A 17629-nucleotide genomic window follows, 5' to 3' on the forward strand; every position below is an offset into this window, starting at 1 on the left:
CCGTCCGGTCCAAAATTCCACGACCCACAGGACATGCACCCTCCCGGTCCGGGGCCGCTTGCGCCGCGCCCGACTCGCGCCTAAACAGCCTGCTTCAAATGACATCGCCAGCACCGCTCTATCCGCACCGCCATCTCCTCGGGATCGAGGGGTTGTCCCATCTGGACATCGAGGCGCTGTTGGACAGGGCCGAAACCTACGTCGCGCTTTCCCGCCAGGTCGAGAAGAAGACGGCGACGCTGCGCGGTCGTACCCAGATCAATCTGTTCTTCGAGCCCTCGACCCGAACGCAGGCCTCCTTCGAGCTTGCCGGCAAGCGCCTGGGCGCCGACGTGATGAACATGTCGGTCGCCTCCTCCTCGGTGAAGAAGGGCGAGACGCTGATCGATACCGCGGCGACCCTGAACGCCATGCGGCCGGACATCATCGTCGTGCGCCATCACGCGGCAGGCGCGGTCAACCTGCTCGCCCGCAAGGTCGGCTGTTCGGTGGTCAATGCCGGCGACGGCGCCCATGAGCACCCGACCCAGGCGCTGCTCGACGCGCTGACGATCCGCCGCAACAAGGGCCGCATCCAGGGACTGACGGTCGCGATCTGCGGCGACATCCTGCATTCGCGCGTCGCCCGCTCCAACATCATCCTGCTGAACGCGCTCGGCGCAAAAGTCCGGCTGATCGCGCCGACGACGCTGCTGCCGCCCGGCATCGAGCGCATGGGCGTCGAAATCTTCACCAACATGAACAAGGGCCTGGAGGGTGTCGATATCGTCATGATGCTGCGCCTCCAGCTCGAGCGCATGCATGGCGCCTTCGTACCTTCGTCGAAGGAGTACTTCCGCTATTACGGACTCGATCACGAGAAGCTGGAGCGCGCCCAGCCGGATGCCCTGGTGATGCACCCCGGTCCGATGAATCGCGGCGTCGAGATTTCCTCGGCCGTCGCCGACGGCGCCCAGTCGCTGATCCGCGAGCAGGTCGAGATGGGCGTCGCCGTCCGCATGGCAGTGCTCGACGCGCTGGCCCAGCATCTGCCGAATGTCTGAGCGTAAAGAGACCGAACATGGCTGAAACGCAGGACACCGCAACGCGGGACTTGGCAATCGTCAACGCACGCCTGATCGATCCCGCCACAGGTCGCGAAGGTGCAGGCTCCGTCCTGCTCCGCGATGGCGCGATCGCCGCGGTCGAATGGCAGGGCGCTCCCGCCACCGGCGAAGGCGTTCGCCGCATCGATGCGAAGGGCCAGGTGCTGACGCCCGGCCTCGTCGACCTGCGTGCCTTCCTTGGCGAACCGGGCGCCGAGTTCCGCGAGACGCTCGGCACCGGTTCGCAGGCCGCTGCCGCCGGCGGCGTCACCACGGTCGTCTGCCGCCCGGATACCAATCCGGTCATCGACGATCCCGCGATCATCGATTTCGTCAAGCGCCGCGCCCGCGACAAGGCCGTCGTCAACGTCCTCTCCTGCGCCGCCCTGACCAAGGGGCTGGAGGGCAGGGAGATCACCGAGTTCGGCCTGTTGCTGGAGGCCGGGGCGGTCGCCTTCTGCGACGGCGCGACAGGCCTGCGCAACCCGCAGGTGATGCGCCGTGCCATGATCTACGCCCGCAATTTCGATGCGCTGATCATGAATCATGTCGAGGATCCCGATCTGCGCGGCCCGGGCGTGATGAACGAAGGCGAATTCGCCAGCCGCAAGGGTCTTCCGGGCATTCCCTTGGAAGCCGAGACGGTGATGCTGGAGCGCGACATCCGTCTCGCGCGCGCCAGTGGTGTGCGCTACCACGCGGCCATGATTTCCTGCGCGGAATCGGTCGAGCTCGTGCGCCGTGCCAAGCAGGACGGTGTGCGCATTACCTGCGGCGTCTCCATCAATAATCTCACCCTCAACGAGAACGATGTCGGTGAGTACCGCACCTTCTGCAAGGTCTCGCCGCCGCTGCGTCACGAGGACGACCGCCTCGCAATGGTCGCGGCGCTGGCCGAAGGCGTGATCGACGTCGTCGTCTCCGACCATGATCCGCAGGACGTCGAGACCAAGCGCCAGCCCTTCGCCGAATGCGCGGATGGCGCGCTGGGCATCGAGACCATGCTCTCTGCCGCCCAGCGTCTGGTCCAGGCGGGGCAGATCGGCCTGCCCCAGCTCCTTGCCGCGCTCTCGGCGCAACCTGCCGCGCTGATCGGCCTTTCCGCAGGCCGGCTCGCTGTCGGTACGCCCGCCGACCTGGTCCTGTTCGACCCCGAGGCGCCCTTCGTCGTCGACAAGCGCAAGCTCAAGTCCCGTGCCAAGAACTCGCCTTTCGACGAGGCGCGACTGGAAGGCATCGTGGCGGCGACCTTCGTCGGCGGCCGGATGGTCTACGAGGCCGAGGCAGGCTGAACGCCGCGGCCCTGATATTTCCCGCGAGACATCCCGGATTGGCACGGCTTCGCCGCTTTTCCGGAACAACGGCACACTTTCTATTCGCGACGACGAGTTCTATCGTGGCTGCGCTGAACCGGGCGAGGGGCTGAATGGCTGAGACGTTGAACTGGGGCCTCTCCGGTCCCGCCACGCTGATCGCTCTCGTCGTCGGTTATCTTTTCGGCTCGATTCCCTTTGGCATCATCCTGACGAAGCTCGCCGGTGGGCCCGACCTGCGCAGCATCGGATCCGGCAATATCGGCGCGACCAACGTCCTGCGCACCGGCAACAAGAAGCTCGCGGCGGCGACGCTCGTCGGCGACATGCTGAAGGGCACGGTGGCGGTCCTCGTCGGGGCACACTTCCTCGGCGGCCCGGAGGCAGCGCTGGCGGCGGGTATCGGTGCTTTTCTCGGCCATCTCTTTCCGGTCTGGCTGGGCTTCAAGGGCGGCAAGGGCGTCGCGACTTATCTCGGCGTGCTGATCGGCGTGAAAGCCTCGATCGCGCTGGTCTTCGCCGCGATCTGGTTGAGTCTGGCCTATCTGTTCCGCTATTCCTCGCTCGCGGCGCTGGTCTCCAGCGTCCTGACACCTCTCCTGCTCTGGTTCTGGGCCGGGATGCCCAAGGCCGCGCTCGTTATGGCCGGGCTCACCGTCCTGCTCTGGATCATGCACCGGGAGAACATCGCCCGGTTGCTGGCCGGGCGCGAAGGCAAGATCGGCCCGAAGGGCTGACCGGGACATGGCTGGGATCGTCCTCTCCGATCACCAGCGTCTCGATTGGTTGCGGTTGATCCGCAGCGAGAGCATCGGCCCGCGCAGTTTCCGCTCTCTGATGAACCGCTTGGGCGGCGCAGCGGCGGTCCTCGAAGCGCTGCCGGACCTTGCCCGGCAGGCCGGCCGCCGTATCCGGATCTGCTCGGCGGATGAGGCGGAGCGCGAGTTCGAGGGGCTCTCGCGCATCGGTGGCCGCTTCATCGCGCTCGGCGAAGCCGACTATCCCATTCCGCTGCAGGCGATCGATTCGGCCCCGCCCTTGCTCGCCGTGCTCGGGTATGCCGCGATTCTGCAACGGCCCGCCGTTGCGCTCGTGGGATCGCGCAATGCCTCTGCCGCCGGGATGAAGTTCACGGCAAGGCTCGCCCGTGATCTCGGCGAGGCCGATTTCACGGTGATCTCGGGTTTGGCACGCGGCATCGACACCGCCGCCCATGAGGCCAGCCTCGAAACCGGTACGGTCGCGGTTCTCGCCGGAGGGCTCGACGAGGTTTATCCACCGCAGAACATCCCGCTCGCGCGCCGTATCACGGAACGCGGCGCGGTCGTCAGCGAGATGCCGCTCGGCTGGGTTGCCCGGGCGCGCGACTTCCCGCGGCGCAACCGGCTGGTCTCGGGGCTGTCGCTGGGCACGGTCGTGGTCGAGGCGGCGCGCCGCTCGGGCTCGCTCATTACCGCGCGCTTCGCCAACGAGCAGGGCAGACTGGTCTTCGCCGTGCCGGGCTCGCCGCTCGATCCGCGGGCGGAGGGGGGCAATCACCTCATCCGCGAGGGCGCGACACTCTGCGCCGAAGCGGCACATGTCATCGAAGCGCTGCAACCCTTGCGCGGGCGCGGGCTCGACCTGTCGCCGCGACCGGGTCTCATGAGTGAAGCCGGCGGAGAGCCGGCTCCCGAGGCCATGTGGGACGAGCTCGACCTCCCAGACATCACGCCGGCGCCCGGTTATGCACGGCTCGACGACGGATTCGAGCTGGAACCTGCCTCATCATCGCGGCCGACCGTCGCCGGCGATCTCGGCCGTCTCGTGCTCGATCTCCTCGGGCCGACTCCGATCGCACTGGACGATCTGGTGCGTGCCAGCGGCCTCGCCGCCGGAGCGCTCGGCCATGTCCTTGTCGAGCTGGAACTCACCGGCGCGATACGGCGCCATCCCGGCGGAAGCCTGTCGCGCCTCGCGCCCTGAGCAGATCAGGTTTTTTCAGACGCCTTCGCGGCTCGGCGATGCCAGTCGCTCGATTTCGGCGGAGGCCTCTATCCGGGCCATCTCGAGAAAATAGCAGAGAGTGCTGAGTCTGGTCTTGCGGGCCATGACGCCGAGTTCGGCTGCCATGCCTTCGATGAAGGAGGCCGCTTCCAGCGGCGACATCGGCCGGGTGGGGACTTCGTCTCCATCGCTCCCGATGGGTTCAAGCGAAATCGGCTTGGATACTTTATTGTCCATGGCGGATGGATTCCCTCCCACAAACGGGGGACCAACTCGTCCGCAGACGATGTCAAGCGGACATGCAACCTTAAATTGCAATTATGGATCAATTTCAAGTGATAGTATATTAGGTCAGAAGAAAGACGGCGGCCGGGAGCGTGGCCAGCGCAAGCAGCGTCTGCAGAGTGATGATCTCGGCCATCAGCGGCGCATCGCCGCCCAGGTCGCGCGCCAGGAAATAGGCGGCGGTTGCAGTCGGAACGGCGCCTGCGACCACTGTCATCGCGAGGGCCGGACCGGTGACGCCGAACCAGCCGGCATAGAGCCAGGCGAGTACCGGGAGCACCGCGAGCTTCAGGCAGACCGCCACGGCATGGGCCAGCCGCGGCCGGGCGAGCTTGTCGAGGTCGAGCGCCGAGCCGACCACCAGCAGGCCGATGCCGAGCGAGGCGCGCCCGAGCACGTCGAGATAGCCCGTGAAGGCGGTGGGCAGCAGCCACTGGAGCTGGTTGAGCACCAGGCCGACCGCAGAGGACCAGATGAACGGGTTGTAGAGGATCGAGCGGGTCGTCGCGCCGAGGCTCATCGGCTTGCCGCCGGCGAAGCGGGCGAGCACGAAGACGCACATGACGTTGAGCAGCGGGATCATCGAGGCGACGGCGATCGCCATGAGTGTCGTGCCGGTGCGCCCTTGCAGCCCGGCCGCCAGCGCGAGGCCGACGAAGGTGTTCCAGCGCACCGAGCCCTGGAAGATCGAGGTGAAGGCCGGTCCGCCGATTCCGGCGCGCGCCAGCAGCGGGCGGGCGAGCAGGAGCAGCGCCGCGACGCTGAGGATCGCGAGGACAAGGCTGGAACCCATGCCGAGGACCGGCATGCTGCGCAGGTCGGCCATGGCGAGGGTATGGATCACCACCGCCGGAAAGAGAACCTGGTAGGTCAGGCGTTCCACTCCGACCCAATGGGCGGGCGAGACGATCCCCCGCGCCTTCAGGAACCAGCCCGTCGCGATGACGAGAAAGACGGCGATCAGGCTGTCGAGCATGGAAGGGCCGGAAATGAGGGCGGGGCAGGAGGGCGTGGCGAGGGCCGTCGGGAACAATGCAGACGGGTACCCGTTTCCATTGTCGAACCGACCTGTCCCTGTCATGCCCGTTCATGGCCGGCAAGGGCGCGGGAGAAGGATGCCTCTGCCTCTGCCGCAATGCTGCCGCGATTGGTTCAGGTCCCATTCAACCGGATTCCATCATCCTTCCTCCAAGGTTTGGTGTGATCTCGTGAAAGGAGATGCCGTCATGATGTCTCTGAAGAAAAAGGCCGCTGTTGCTCTGATGGTGGCCAGCGTTGCCGCAGGCAGCTTCGCGGTTCCCGCCATGGCGGCCGAAACGCGTGGCTTCGACGCGGCGCGCCTCGACAAGGCCCAGGCCGAATATACGCAGTATCGCTACCGCCACGGTTATCGTGGCCATTGGCGCGGTCCGTCGCGGGGCGCGGCGGTTGCGGGCGCCATCGGCCTCGGCATCCTCGGGGCGGCGGCCATTGCGGCTCAGAACCGCGCCTATGCGGCGCCGAGCTACTATTACGATGACGGGTATTACGCGGCGCCGGCGCCGGTCTACGCCTATCCGCGGCGCTATTATTATCAGCAGCCCTATGACTGGCGCTACGATCGCTGACGGGCGTTGGATGCTCCGCCTTGCAAGGCCCGCGCAATCTGTGCGGGCCTTCTTATGTCCGGATACCCTGTTCCTGTCAGGATATTCTTGAGGTTTCGGCGCCATGGATGGGCGCCATGTGTTTGCCTATGGGAGTATCGTCGCAATGAAGTTGCTTGGACGCGCGGTGGTGGCCGGTTTCGGTCTGGTCGTTGCGGCCTGGGTTTCCGCCCAGCCTGCAGTGGCCCAGTATTATGGTGGCCAAGGCTACGGCTATGATCGTCGTTACCGCGACGGCTACGATCGCCGTGATTTCCGGCGCGACGACGGTCGCGGCCCCCGTTTCGGCGGTGGGGACGGTTACGGCCGGGGCGGCGGCTATGGTCGACGCGCTCCGGATCCGATGGCCGGCATGACTCTCGATGAGCGCAAGCGCGCGATCAAGAACGAGCGCGAGGCGCAGAAGCGGGCTTTCAAGCGCGGTCAGCTGTTCCGCTAGGCCATCTTGCCGAAGGGTTTTTACGGAAGGCCGCTTCGCCATCGCGCGGGGCGGCCTTCAGTCGTATTGGCCGTCGTCTTCCTCGGCATCCTGCGGGCCGATCCGGCCGAGCCGGTCGAGCGCGCCCTGCAGGATGTAGGCAGCCGCCATCTTGTCGACGACGGCGGCGCGCTTGGCGCGCGAGGCATCGGCGTCGAGCAGGGTGCGGGTCACGGCCAGCGTCGACATGCGCTCGTCCCAGAACACGATCGGGAGGTCGGTGAGGGGCAGCAGGTTGCGAACGAAAGCGCGGGTGGACTGCACCCGCGGCCCCTCCGTGCCGTCCATGTTGAGCGGCAGGCCGATGACCAGGCCGGCGACCTGATGCTTCGCCGCGATCTTCAGCAGTGCTGCGGCATCGAGCCCGAACTTGATCCGCTGGATCGTCTCCAGTGGCGACGCGATCTGCCGCTCGAGGTCCGAGAGGGCGAGGCCGATCGTCTTGGTGCCGAGATCGAGCCCGAGCAGACGGGCATGCGCCGGCAGGTCGACGAAGGCTTCGAGCGGGACGACGGCGCTGGTCATGGCATGGCGGTATCACGCACCGGCCCGTCTCGCGAGCGATACCTGCTTGGCATGGCGGGTTTCCGGCTGCTGTAGCGCGGAAGTCATCGCGCATTGCCGTCCGCCACGCTATATGCGCCGGCTTGGTAAGTGGCGCGACCGCTTGAGAAGGATGCCTCCCGTGCCGGCGCGGATTTCGCTGCAAGTTCCCGACAAGTCCCTGCTCGATGCCTATCAGGCGGCTTTGCGCAGCGGCTGGTCGCCGAATACGACGCGCAACGTCGCGCCGCAGCAGCTTGCCGCCATCGCAGCCGATCCCGATGCCTTCCTCGCCGAGATCCGTGGCGGCCCCGGCCGTATCCGCCTGCCGGACGGCCGCGAAGTCGACCGCATTCCCGGCCCGACGCGCTGGATCTTCGCCGAGGACCGCGCCGAACGGCCCTTCATCGGCTCGATCAATCTGCGCTGGCAGGAGAAGGACGGCAGGCCCATCCTGGCCTTGCCGGAGCATGTGCTCGGCCATGTCGGCTACACCATCCTCCCGGCTTTCGCCGGCCAGGGCTACGCCACAGCGGCGCTGGCTGCGATGCTGGCCGTGGCGCGCGAGGCGGGGCTGCCCGAGATCACCATCACCTGCGACGCGACCAACCATGCCTCGCGCCGCATCATCGAGAAGAATGGCGGGCGGCTGATCGAGACCTTCGTCGCGCCGCTCTACAGCCCCTGTCAGCGCCTGCGCTTTATCGTCAGCACCGCCTCATGACCGACATCGTCATTACCGAATTCATCGACGACACAGCTCTCGCCAACCTCAAGGCACGTTTCACGGTCCATTACGATCCCGAACTTTACGGCCATCCCGACGAGATGGCCCGGCTCTTCGCCGATGTCCCCGCCGTAATCGTGCGCAACCAGACGCAGGTGCGCGGCAAGGTTCTGGAGGCGGCGAAGCGGCTCAGGATCATCGGCCGCCTCGGCGTCGGGCTCGACAATCTCGACATGGAGGTTTGCGCTGCCCGCGGAATCCGCGTCTTCCCCGCGACGGGCGCCAACAGCCTCTCCGTCGTCGAATACGTCATCGGCACGACGATGACGCTGCTGCGCGGCGCCTATTTCGCCAATGCGGCGATGCTCGCCGGCGAATTCCCCAAGACGAAGCTGATCGGTCGCGAGATCGCCGGCAAGCTGATGGGCCTCGTCGGCTACGGAGCCATCGCCCGCGACGTGGCCCGCCATGCCCGCGCCATCGGCATGGAGGTCGCTGCCTGTCATCCGCGCCTGGCGGCCGACGATCCTGCCTGGAGCGGCGTGCGCCGGCTGGAGCTGGACGAATTGCTGGCCGAGGCCGACGTGATCAGCCTGCATGTTCCGCTGACCTCGGAAACGCGCGGGATGATCGACGTGAAGGCCTTCGCCCGGATGAAGCCGGACGCGATCCTGATCAATACCGCCCGCGGCGGCATTCTTGACGAGGCTGCCTTGGTCAAGGCTCTCAAGGCCGGCAAGCTCGGGGGTGCCGCGATCGACGCCTACGAGCAGGAGCCGCTCGGCAAGGACGCGGCCAAGGTGTTCGCCGGGGCGCCGAACCTGATCCTGACCCCCCATATCGCCGGCAACACGGTCGAGTCGAACGCGCGGGTATCGGGGCTGGTCGCGGAGAAGGTCATGGCGGCGCTGGAGGAGCGGATCTGATACTCCGGCATTGAATCAGATTCCGAGCTTTTGGCAGCAATCGCTTCAAAGCTCGACCAAATCGGAAACTCATACGAAGTCGAACCGGTCTACATCGACCAGCCCCTTGTCGGTGATCTTGAGATGCGGGATCACCGGCAGCGTCAGGAAGGCGACCTGCAGGAAGGGCTCGGCCAGCACGACGCCGAGCGCTTTCGCGGCAGCACGCAGATGCTCCAGATCATGCCGCACCGCCTCGAAGGGCTGCTCGCTCATCAGCCCGGCGACCGGCAGCGCCAGCTCCGCCGTGACGGCACCGTTATCGGCCACGGCGAAGCCGCCGCCGATCGCGATCAGGCGATTGGCCGCCGCAGCCATTGAGGCCTCGTCGACGCCGACCACGCAGAGATTGTGGCTGTCGTGCCCGACGGATGAGGCGATGGCGCCGTGCGTCATGCCGAAGCCATGGACGAAGCCGGTGGCGATGCCGCCATTCTTGCCGTGCCGCTCGATCACCGTGACCTTGATCGCATCCTGCGCCAGGTCGGGCAGAGCCTCGCCATCGCGCGAGGGCAGGGCCATCGACAATCGTTCGGTGATGATCCGCCCCGGCACCACGCCGATCACCGGCGTCTCGCCGTCGCGGGCCTTCACGGCGAAATCGGCGGGTGCGAGCTTGCGGCTCTTCACGCTGCCGAGCCCGACCGAGGCGATCGTTTTCCGACCCGCGAACAGCGCCTCTTCGACCAGTCGGCCGCCGGTCAGAACCTGCTTCACCGAACAGGCGGCGAGGTCTTCTACCAGCACGATATCGGCGCGCTTGCCTGGCCCGATGAAGCCGCGGTCGAACAGCCCGAAATTCCGCGCCGCCGAGAGCGAGGCGATGCGATAGGTTGCGAGCATATCCGCGCCCTCGGCGATCGCGGTCCGGATCATGTAGTCGAGATGACCTTCCTCGCTGATGTCGAGCGGGTTGCGGTCGTCGGTGCAGAAAGCGAGGAAGGGCGAGGCGTCCCGCGAGATCAGCGGGATCAGTTGATGCAGGTCCTTCGAGACCGAGCCCTCGCGGATCAGGATCGCCATGCCCTTGGCGAGCTTTTCGCGGGCCTCGTCGGCCGTCGTCGTCTCGTGGTCGGTGCGGATGCCGGCAGCGAGATAGGCGTTGAGGTCCATCCCGCGTACCAGCGGTGCGTGTCCGTCGATATGGCGATGCGAGAAGGCTTCCAGCTTGGCGAGGCAGCCGGGATCGCGATGGATCACGCCGGGAAAATTCATGAACTCGGCGAGCCCGATCACCTTGGGATGATCCATCATCGGTGTCAGGTCTGCGGCCTCCAGCGCTGCCCCCGCGGTCTCCAGATGCGTCGCCGGCACGCAGCTCGACAGGTTGACGCGCAGATCCATCCGCATCGCCTCGGCGCAGGCGAGGAAATAGCGAATGCCCTCAGCGCCCAGCACGTTCGCGATCTCGTGCGGGTCGCAGATCGCGGTAGTGACGCCATGCGGCAGCACGCAGCGCTCGAATTCGAGCGGGGTTACCAGCGAGGATTCGATGTGCAGATGCGTGTCGATGAAGCCGGGCACGGCGATCAGGCCCTTGGCGTCGATGACGCGCTTGCCTTCATAGGTGCCGTAGGTCCCGACGATGGTATCGCCGCAGATCGCGATATCGCTCTCGACCAGCGCGCCGGTGACGAGGTCGAAGAGCTTCGCGCCCTTGATGACGAGATCAGCCGGCTCGTCGCCATGCCCCTGGGCGATCCGGCGGGCGAGCGTTGCTGCGTCGGTCATGGGGCGATTTCCGTCTGACATCATCACACGAACCTGCACGGGCTGTTCCAGCTTGTCGATACGCCCCCGACGCGGGTCATCCCGGGTCTCCGCTTCGCTCCGCCCGGGATGACCCACGTATAGGTTCGGGATGTGGTTATACATTCTCGCAAGCCAGAAGAACGGCACGCTCTATGTCGGTGTGACCAATCGCTTGTCTCGGCGTGTTGAGGAGCACCGCGACGGCCGTGGCTCGCAATTCGCAAGTCGATATAGTGTGACGCGCCCCGTCTATGCAGAGCATCACGACGATCCGGCGGAAGCCATAGCGCAGGAAAAGCGCATCAAGCACTGGTCGCGAAACTGGAAGGTCGCCCTCATCGAACGTGCCAATCCCGACTGGAATGATCTATATCCGACGACGCATCTCGATTGACCCGTGCGTTTCCGGAGCCTTCGCATGAAACTCACCTGGTACGGCCATTCCGCCTTCCGCGTCGATCTCGACGGCGCCGCCATCCTGATCGACCCGTTCTTCACCGGGAACCCGGCCTTCGAGGGGGATGTCGCCGCGATCTCCAAGGGCGTCAGCCATATCGTTGTTACCCACGGCCATGGCGACCATGTCGGCGACACGCTCGACATCGCCGCCAAGACCGGCGCGACCGTCATCACCAACTACGACCTCGCCATGCATCTGGCTTCGCAGGGGCTGAAGAACTTCAGCCCGATGAACACCGGTGGCACTGTCGATCTCGGACCGTTCAGCGTTACGCTCACCCGCGCCGACCATTCGGCCGGCATGGGCGAGGGCGGGGTCAACGTCCCCGTCGGCAACGCCAATGGCGCGATCATCAAGGCCAGGGACGAGAAGACGCTCTGGCACATGGGCGATACCGATATCTTCTCCGACATGGCGTTGATCAGCGAGATTCATGGCGTCGAAGCCTGCATCTGCCCGATCGGCGACCGCTTCACCATGGGCGGCAAGGTTGCCGCGCTCGCCATGACCCGTTTCGTCAAGCCGAAGGTGGCGATCCCCAGCCATTACGGCACCTTCCCGATCATCGACCAGAACGCCGACACCTTCGTCGCCGGCATGCAGGGCAGCGGCATCGAAGTCGTCCTGCCGAAGAAGGGCGAGGCTTTCGCGATCTGAGCCGGGAAATCCGCTCGATCTGTCAATGCTGATTTACGTTTGCCCGTTCGCCGCGCTATAGCGCGGCGAACCGTTTCCGGCGCGCGATCCGCGCCCTATCCAGGAGTCCGCCATGTCGGTCGATCTCGCCACCGTCAAACGCGTCGCGCATCTCGCGCGCATCGCCGTGCCGGAGGCTGATCTGCCCAAGCTGCAAGGCGAGCTCAATGCCATCCTCGGCTTCGTCGAGCAGCTCAACGAGGTTGATGTCGACGGCGTCGAGCCGATGACCTCGGTAATGCCCATGGCGATGAAGCAGCGCGAGGATGTCGTGAACGACGGTGAGATCGCCGATGCGATCGTTGCCAACGCCCCGGCCTCCGAGGACAATTATTTCATGGTGCCGAAGGTGATCGAGTAAGCGCGAAGCGCCTTATTCGATCTTCCCGGAGACGCGATGCGCGGTCCGGGGCCTTGCGACCAGATAAATTCCGGAACTCTCCCGTGACCGATCTCACCCGCCTGACCCTCACCGAGGCCCGCGACGGCCTGAAAGCCAAGACCTTCTCCGCGACCGAGCTGACGAAGGCGCATATCGCCGCCGTCGAGAAGGCTCGCGCCCTCAACGCCTATGTGCTGGAAACTCCCGAGCACGCCCTGAAGCAGGCGGCTGCCTCCGACGAGAAGCTCGCTAGCGGCAAGGCGGGCCCGCTCGAAGGCCTCCCGCTCGGCATCAAGGACCTGTTCGCCACCAACGGCGTGCGCACCACCGCCTGCTCGAACATCCTCGGCAATTTCGTGCCGGCCTATGAATCGACCGTGACGAGCCAGCTCTGGCGAGACGGCGCCGTGATGCTCGGCAAGCTCAACAACGACGAGTTCGCCATGGGCTCGTCGAACGAGACCAGCGCTTTCGGAAATGTCGTGAACCCCTGGCGCCGCAAGGGCTCCAATGTGAGCGCAGGGCAGGGCGGTTCCATCGAGGGCAACCATCTCGTGCCGGGCGGCTCGTCGGGCGGTTCGGCCTCGGCCGTTGCCGCCGATCTCTGCCTTGCCGCGACCGCGACCGATACCGGCGGCTCGATCCGCCAGCCGGCTGCGTTCACCGGCACGGTCGGCATCAAGCCGACCTATGGCCGCTGCTCGCGCTGGGGCACGGTCGCCTTCGCCTCCTCGCTCGACCAGGCCGGGCCGATCGCCAAGACCGTGCGCGACGCGGCGGTGATGCTGCGCTCGATGTCCGGCCATGATCCGAAGGATACGACGTCTGTCGATATGGCCGTGCCGGATTACGAGGCCGCGGTCGGCCGCTCGGTGAAGGGCATGAAGATCGGCATTCCCCGCGAATACCGTCTCGACGGCCTCAATGCCGAGATCGATGCGCTCTGGCAGCAGGGCATTGCCTGGCTCAAGGCGGCCGGCGCCGAGATCGTCGAGATCTCGCTGCCGCATACGAAATACGCCCTGCCGGCCTATTACATCGTCGCGCCGGCCGAGGCCTCCTCGAACCTCGCCCGTTATGACGGCGTCCGCTTCGGCCTGCGCGAGCAGGGCAAGGACATCGTCGAGATGTACGAGAAGACCCGCGCCGCCGGATTCGGCGCCGAGGTCAAGCGACGCATCATGATCGGCACCTATGTGCTCTCGGCCGGCTATTACGACGCCTATTACGTCCGGGCACAGAAGATCCGCACGCTGATCAAGCGCGATTTCGAGACGGTCTATGCCCAGGGTATCGACGCCGTGCTGACGCCCGCGACGCCGTCCGCCGCTTTCGGCATCGGCGAGAAGGGCTCGGCCGATCCGGTCGAGATGTATCTCAACGACGTCTTCACGGTGACGGTGAACATGGCCGGGTTGCCGGGCATCGCCGTTCCCGCCGGCCTCGACGCTCAGGGCCTCCCGCTGGGCCTGCAGCTCATCGGCCGCCCGTTCGACGAGGAGACGCTGTTCTCGCTCGGCGAGGTGATCGAGCAGGCGGCCGGCCGCTTCGCGGTGTCGGAGCGCTGGTGGGGCTGAGCCGGGTTCGGCCTTCCCGGGCTGCTTTACACAAATGCCTCGTCATCCGGAGGGCTGCGCCTCGCTCCACTCGGGATGACGTCTGCCGCGCCTGGTCGTTAGGCTGGCCGTAGCTGTCGAGGAGAGGGTGATGATCGTCAGCCGCGCGATGGCCTATGCCTGCCTGATGGTGTTCGCCGGCATTCTTGTCCTCATCGCCGTGTTGATGATCCTGCTCACGATCGTCCAGATGGCGCGTGGCGAGACGATTCCGGATTTGGGGGCCCGAGCGATCGGCACGGTGATCGCCGCCGGCCTTGCTCCGCTCTGCCGGGCACTTGCGCGGCGTCTGGTCTAAGAGCCTCCGGCAAGACCCGGAGAGGTTTCGATACCGGGGTTCGCCGGAGGCTCCTGGTCTGTCGGGGCGGGTTCGAAACGCCTGCCGATGATCTGCGAACAAAAAGGGCCGCAGCGATGCGGCCCTTTTTACATTGGTGGTTTGCCCGGTTTCCGGGGAAGGCAGGCGCTCCCGGATCGGGAGCGCAGCCATCTCAATGCGCTTCGGTCGGACGGGGCGCGGCCTTCCGCTTCGTCCCGCGCAGGTCCGCGAGCCAACGCACCATTACGTAGAACACAGGCGTGAAGATCAGGCCGAAGAAGGTCACGCCCAGCATGCCGGCGAACACGGCGATGCCCATGGCCTGGCGCATTTCCGCGCCGGCGCCGACCGAGATCGTCAGCGGCAGAACGCCGAGGATGAAGGCCATCGAGGTCATCAGGATCGGCCGCAGGCGGGTCCGGGCGGCGGCGACTGCCGCGTCGCGGCGGTTCATGCCCTCGTCCTCCGCCTGCTTGGCGAACTCGACGATCAGGATGGCGTTCTTGGCTGCGAGGCCGACGAGCACCACCAAGCCGATATCGACCAGGATGTTGCGGTCGAGCCCGGCATAGTTCACCCCGAACATCGCGGCGAGGATACACATCGGCACGATCAGGATGACCGAGAGCGGCAGGAGCCAGCTCTCGTAGAGGGCTGCCAGCAGCAGGAAGACGAAGACCACCGCGAGCCCGAAGGCGATGACTGCGGTATTGCCGGCGAGCTTCTCCTGCAGCGCGATCTCTGTCCATTCGAAGCCGAATCCCGCCGGCAGCCGCTCAGCGGCGATCTTCTCGACCGCCGCGATGCCCTGTCCGGTCGAATAGCCATGTGCCATCGAGAGCTGCACTTCCGCTGCCGGGTAGAGGTTGTAGCGCGGCACGCGATAGGCGCCGGTCGTGTCGTGGAAGGACGCGATCGAACCGATCGGCACCATCTCGCCATCCGCGTTGCGGGTCTTGAGGTTGGCGACGTCGCGCGTGGTCAGGCGGAAGGGGTTGTCGGCCTGCGCGGTCACGCGGTAGGTCCGGCCCAGCAGGTTGAAGTCGTTGATATAGGCCGAGCCCATATAGACCGACAGCGTTTCGAAGATCCGCGTCACCGGCACGCCGAGCATCTCCGCCTTGGTGCGGTCGATATCGGCATAGATCTGTGGCGTCTTGGTCGAGAACAGCGTGAAGGGCTGCTGGATGCCCTGGACCTGACCGGCCGAGCCGGCGACGATCCAGGCCGCGCCCTCGAGCGCCGCGAGGCCCCGTCCGCCGCGATCCTGGACATAGCCCTTCAGGCCGCCGCCGGTGCCGATACCCGGAATGGCCGGGGGCTCGATGACGAGCGTGAAGGCCTCGGGTATCGTGAACATCTGCTGGCGCAGGTCGTTGAGGATGCCGGTCGTGGTCAGGCCGGCCTTCTCGCGGTCCTTGAACGGCGACAGCGTCACGAAGGCGACCCCGGCATTCGGCGCGATCGTGAAGGTCGCGCCGTCGAGGCCGGCGAAGGCGACCGTATGGGCCACGCCCGGCCGCGACAGCAGAAGGTCGTTGGCCTTGCGCAACACCGCGTCCGTGCGCTGCAGCGAGGCGCCTGGCGGCAACTGCATCGCGATGATGAAATAGCCGCGGTCGAGCTGGGGCACGAGGCCCGTCGGTGTCCTGCGGATATCCCAGACGGTCGCCGCGATCAGGCCGGAATAGACGATCAGCAGGATGACGGCGATGCGGATCAGCCGCGAGGTGACACGCCCATAGGTGCGCGACAGCCAGTCGAAGGCGGCGTTGAAATAGTGGAAGAACCAGCGGACCGGCGCCCCCAGCTTGTAGAGGAACCCGTGCTGCTCGTGCTCGTCATGCTTCTTGTGCGGCTTGAGGAGCACCGCCGACATCGCCGGCGAGAGCGTCAGCGAGACGAAACAGGAGATCGCCGTCGAGGCCGCGATGGTCACCGCGAACTGCTGATAGAACGTGCCCTGCAGGCCGCTGATGAAGGCGGTCGGGATGAACACGGCGCAGAGCACGAGCGCGATCGCGAGCAGCGCGCCGCCGACCTCGTCCATGGTCTTGTGCGCGGCTTCCTTCGGCGACATGCCCTCGGCGAGATAGCGCTCGACATTCTCCACCACGACGATCGCGTCGTCGACGACGATGCCGATGGCGAGCACCAGCGCCAGCAGCGAGATCGTGTTGAAGGAGATGCCGACCGCGCTCATCACCAGGAAGGTACCGACCAGCGAGACCGGGATCGCGACGATCGGGATGATCGCGGCGCGCCAGGTCTGCAGGAACAGGATCACCACGATCACGACCAGCAGGACCGCTTCGAGCAGCGTCCGCACGACCGCGTCGACGGACTCGCCGATGAACTCGGTCGGGTTGTAGATGATGCGGTGCTCGAGGCCCACAGGGAACTGCTTGGCCATCTCGCCCATCGTCGCGATGAGCTTGTCCGAGGTCGCGAGCGCGTTCGAGCCCGGCCGCTGGAAGACGCCGATGGCGACGGTGTTCTTGTTATCGAGATAAGCGTTGGTGGTGTAATCCTGCGAGCCGAGCTCGACGCGCGCGATGTCGCGCACGCGGATGGTGCCGCCGTCGGCGTCCGAGCGCACGACGATGTTCTCGAACTCGGAGATGTCGGTCAGGCGGCCGAGCGTATTGACCGAGAGCTGGAAGGCCTCGTCCGACTTGGCCGGCGGCTGGTTGAGTGCGCCGGCCGCGACCTGCACGTTTGCCGCCCGGAGTGCGGCGACGACGTCGCCCGCCGTCAGGTTGCGCGCCGCGACCTTGGCCGGATCGAGCCAGATCCGCATCGAGAAGTCGCGCGCGCCGAAGACCTGCACGTCGCCGACGCCGTCGACGCGGGTCAGCACGTCCTTCACATAGAGCGAGGCGTAGTTGGAGATGTACTGAGCGTCGCGCGACCCGTCCGGCGAGATCATGTTGATGACCATGAGGAAGTCGGGCGAGGCCTTGCGCACCTGGATGCCGAGTGCGCGCACATCCTGCGGCAGGCGTGCCTCCGCCTGCGAGACGCGATTCTGCACCAGAACCTGCGACTGGTCGATATCGGCGCCGGCCTTGAAAACGACGTTGATCGTCACCCGCCCGTCGCCGGTCGATTGCGAGGTGATGTAGAGCATGTCGTCGACGCCGTTCACCTCCTGCTCGATCGGCGTCGCCACCGTGGCGGCGACCGTCTCGGCCGAGGCGCCGGGATAGGTTGCGGTGATCGAGACCGTGGGCGGTGCGATTTCGGGATATTCGGCGATCGGCAGCGAGCGCTGCGCGATGGCGCCGGCAATCGTCAGCAGCACCGAGAGCACGGTGGCGAAGATCGGCCGGTCGATGAAAAAATGGGCGAAGCGGAACATGGGAATGTCCTGGCC

Annotated in this window: 18 protein-coding genes; 13 read left to right on the forward strand and 5 right to left on the reverse strand. The window is 66.1% G+C overall.

The annotated features are described in order from the left end of the window. The first annotated feature begins 98 nt into the window (after positions 1-98). From J0I42_RS19235 to dprA, 4 genes are all read left to right on the forward strand, one after another. On the forward strand, positions 99-1043 hold the full coding sequence (locus J0I42_RS19235) for an aspartate carbamoyltransferase catalytic subunit (RefSeq protein WP_291657166.1): 945 nt from the start codon (positions 99-101) through the stop codon (positions 1041-1043). A gap of 17 nt (positions 1044-1060) precedes the next feature. Beyond that, a complete protein-coding gene (gene pyrC / locus J0I42_RS19240; protein ID WP_291657168.1) occupies positions 1061-2377 on the forward strand; it encodes a dihydroorotase in 1317 nt (438 codons plus the stop codon). Positions 2378-2511: 134 nt separating this feature from the next. Further along, the gene (gene plsY, locus J0I42_RS19245; RefSeq protein WP_291657170.1) at positions 2512-3135 is read left to right on the forward strand and encodes a glycerol-3-phosphate 1-O-acyltransferase PlsY; all 624 of its coding nucleotides are present in this window, start codon (positions 2512-2514) and stop codon (positions 3133-3135) included. Positions 3136-3151: 16 nt separating this feature from the next. Continuing rightward, complete coding sequence (gene dprA / locus J0I42_RS19250; protein WP_291657251.1) at positions 3152-4363, forward strand: DNA-processing protein DprA; 1212 nt, start codon at positions 3152-3154, stop codon at positions 4361-4363. A gap of 15 nt (positions 4364-4378) precedes the next feature. On the opposite strand, the gene J0I42_RS19255 is transcribed toward dprA, so the two are convergent. Together J0I42_RS19255 and J0I42_RS19260 are read right to left on the reverse strand one after the other, a co-directional pair. Then, positions 4379-4621, reverse strand: coding sequence for a hypothetical protein (locus tag J0I42_RS19255; RefSeq protein ID WP_291657171.1), 243 nt, complete (start codon positions 4619-4621; stop codon positions 4379-4381). Positions 4622-4730: 109 nt separating this feature from the next. Then, positions 4731-5645: an AEC family transporter gene (locus tag J0I42_RS19260; protein ID WP_291657172.1), complete on the reverse strand. Its 915-nt coding sequence runs from the start codon at positions 5643-5645 to the stop codon at positions 4731-4733. A 250-nt stretch (positions 5646-5895) separates the two neighbouring features. Here J0I42_RS19260 and J0I42_RS19265 point away from each other — a divergent pair, with 250 nt between their 5' ends. Together J0I42_RS19265 and J0I42_RS19270 are read left to right on the forward strand one after the other, a co-directional pair. Further along, a complete protein-coding gene (locus tag J0I42_RS19265; RefSeq protein ID WP_291657174.1) occupies positions 5896-6276 on the forward strand; it encodes a hypothetical protein in 381 nt (126 codons plus the stop codon). A gap of 103 nt (positions 6277-6379) precedes the next feature. After that, a complete protein-coding gene (locus tag J0I42_RS19270; protein WP_291657175.1) occupies positions 6380-6754 on the forward strand; it encodes a hypothetical protein in 375 nt (124 codons plus the stop codon). Positions 6755-6811: 57 nt separating this feature from the next. Here J0I42_RS19270 and ruvX read toward each other — a convergent pair whose 3' ends face one another. Then, entirely contained in the window at positions 6812-7318 is a 507-nt protein-coding gene (gene ruvX / locus J0I42_RS19275) for a Holliday junction resolvase RuvX (protein ID WP_291657176.1), read from the reverse strand. A 160-nt stretch (positions 7319-7478) separates the two neighbouring features. Here ruvX and J0I42_RS19280 point away from each other — a divergent pair, with 160 nt between their 5' ends. Continuing rightward, positions 7479-8060 carry a GNAT family N-acetyltransferase gene (locus tag J0I42_RS19280; RefSeq protein ID WP_291657177.1) on the forward strand — a complete coding sequence of 194 codons (582 nt, stop codon included), beginning with the start codon at positions 7479-7481 and terminating at the stop codon, positions 8058-8060. After that, a complete protein-coding gene (locus J0I42_RS19285; protein ID WP_291657179.1) occupies positions 8057-8989 on the forward strand; it encodes a hydroxyacid dehydrogenase in 933 nt (310 codons plus the stop codon). The genes J0I42_RS19280 and J0I42_RS19285 overlap by 4 nt, the downstream gene beginning before the upstream one ends. Positions 8990-9058: 69 nt before the next feature. Here the strand turns inward: J0I42_RS19285 and ade are convergent, their stop codons facing one another. Then, entirely contained in the window at positions 9059-10759 is a 1701-nt protein-coding gene (ade, locus tag J0I42_RS19290; protein ID WP_291657180.1) for an adenine deaminase, read from the reverse strand. A gap of 130 nt (positions 10760-10889) precedes the next feature. Between ade and J0I42_RS19295 the strand changes: the two genes are divergently transcribed. The 5 genes from J0I42_RS19295 (at position 10890) to J0I42_RS19315 (ending at position 14232) form a co-directional block, all read left to right on the forward strand. Further along, positions 10890-11174 (forward strand): GIY-YIG nuclease family protein, encoded by a 285-nt coding sequence (locus J0I42_RS19295; RefSeq protein ID WP_291657181.1) that lies wholly within the window; start codon positions 10890-10892, stop codon positions 11172-11174. Positions 11175-11198: 24 nt separating this feature from the next. Continuing rightward, positions 11199-11897 carry a metal-dependent hydrolase gene (locus tag J0I42_RS19300; protein WP_291657182.1) on the forward strand — a complete coding sequence of 233 codons (699 nt, stop codon included), beginning with the start codon at positions 11199-11201 and terminating at the stop codon, positions 11895-11897. Between the two features lie 112 nt (positions 11898-12009). After that, complete coding sequence (gene gatC / locus J0I42_RS19305; protein ID WP_291657184.1) at positions 12010-12297, forward strand: Asp-tRNA(Asn)/Glu-tRNA(Gln) amidotransferase subunit GatC; 288 nt, start codon at positions 12010-12012, stop codon at positions 12295-12297. Between the two features lie 83 nt (positions 12298-12380). Then, positions 12381-13895, forward strand: coding sequence for an Asp-tRNA(Asn)/Glu-tRNA(Gln) amidotransferase subunit GatA (gene gatA, locus J0I42_RS19310; RefSeq protein ID WP_291657186.1), 1515 nt, complete (start codon positions 12381-12383; stop codon positions 13893-13895). A gap of 130 nt (positions 13896-14025) precedes the next feature. Beyond that, entirely contained in the window at positions 14026-14232 is a 207-nt protein-coding gene (locus J0I42_RS19315) for a hypothetical protein (protein ID WP_291657188.1), read from the forward strand. Positions 14233-14425: 193 nt separating this feature from the next. Here the strand turns inward: J0I42_RS19315 and J0I42_RS19320 are convergent, their stop codons facing one another. Next, positions 14426-17614 carry an efflux RND transporter permease subunit gene (locus J0I42_RS19320; RefSeq protein WP_291657190.1) on the reverse strand — a complete coding sequence of 1063 codons (3189 nt, stop codon included), beginning with the start codon at positions 17612-17614 and terminating at the stop codon, positions 14426-14428. Positions 17615-17629 lie beyond the last annotated feature (15 nt).

Source organism: Allobosea sp. (assembly GCF_017308015.1).
GTDB lineage: Bacteria > Pseudomonadota > Alphaproteobacteria > Rhizobiales > Beijerinckiaceae > Allobosea.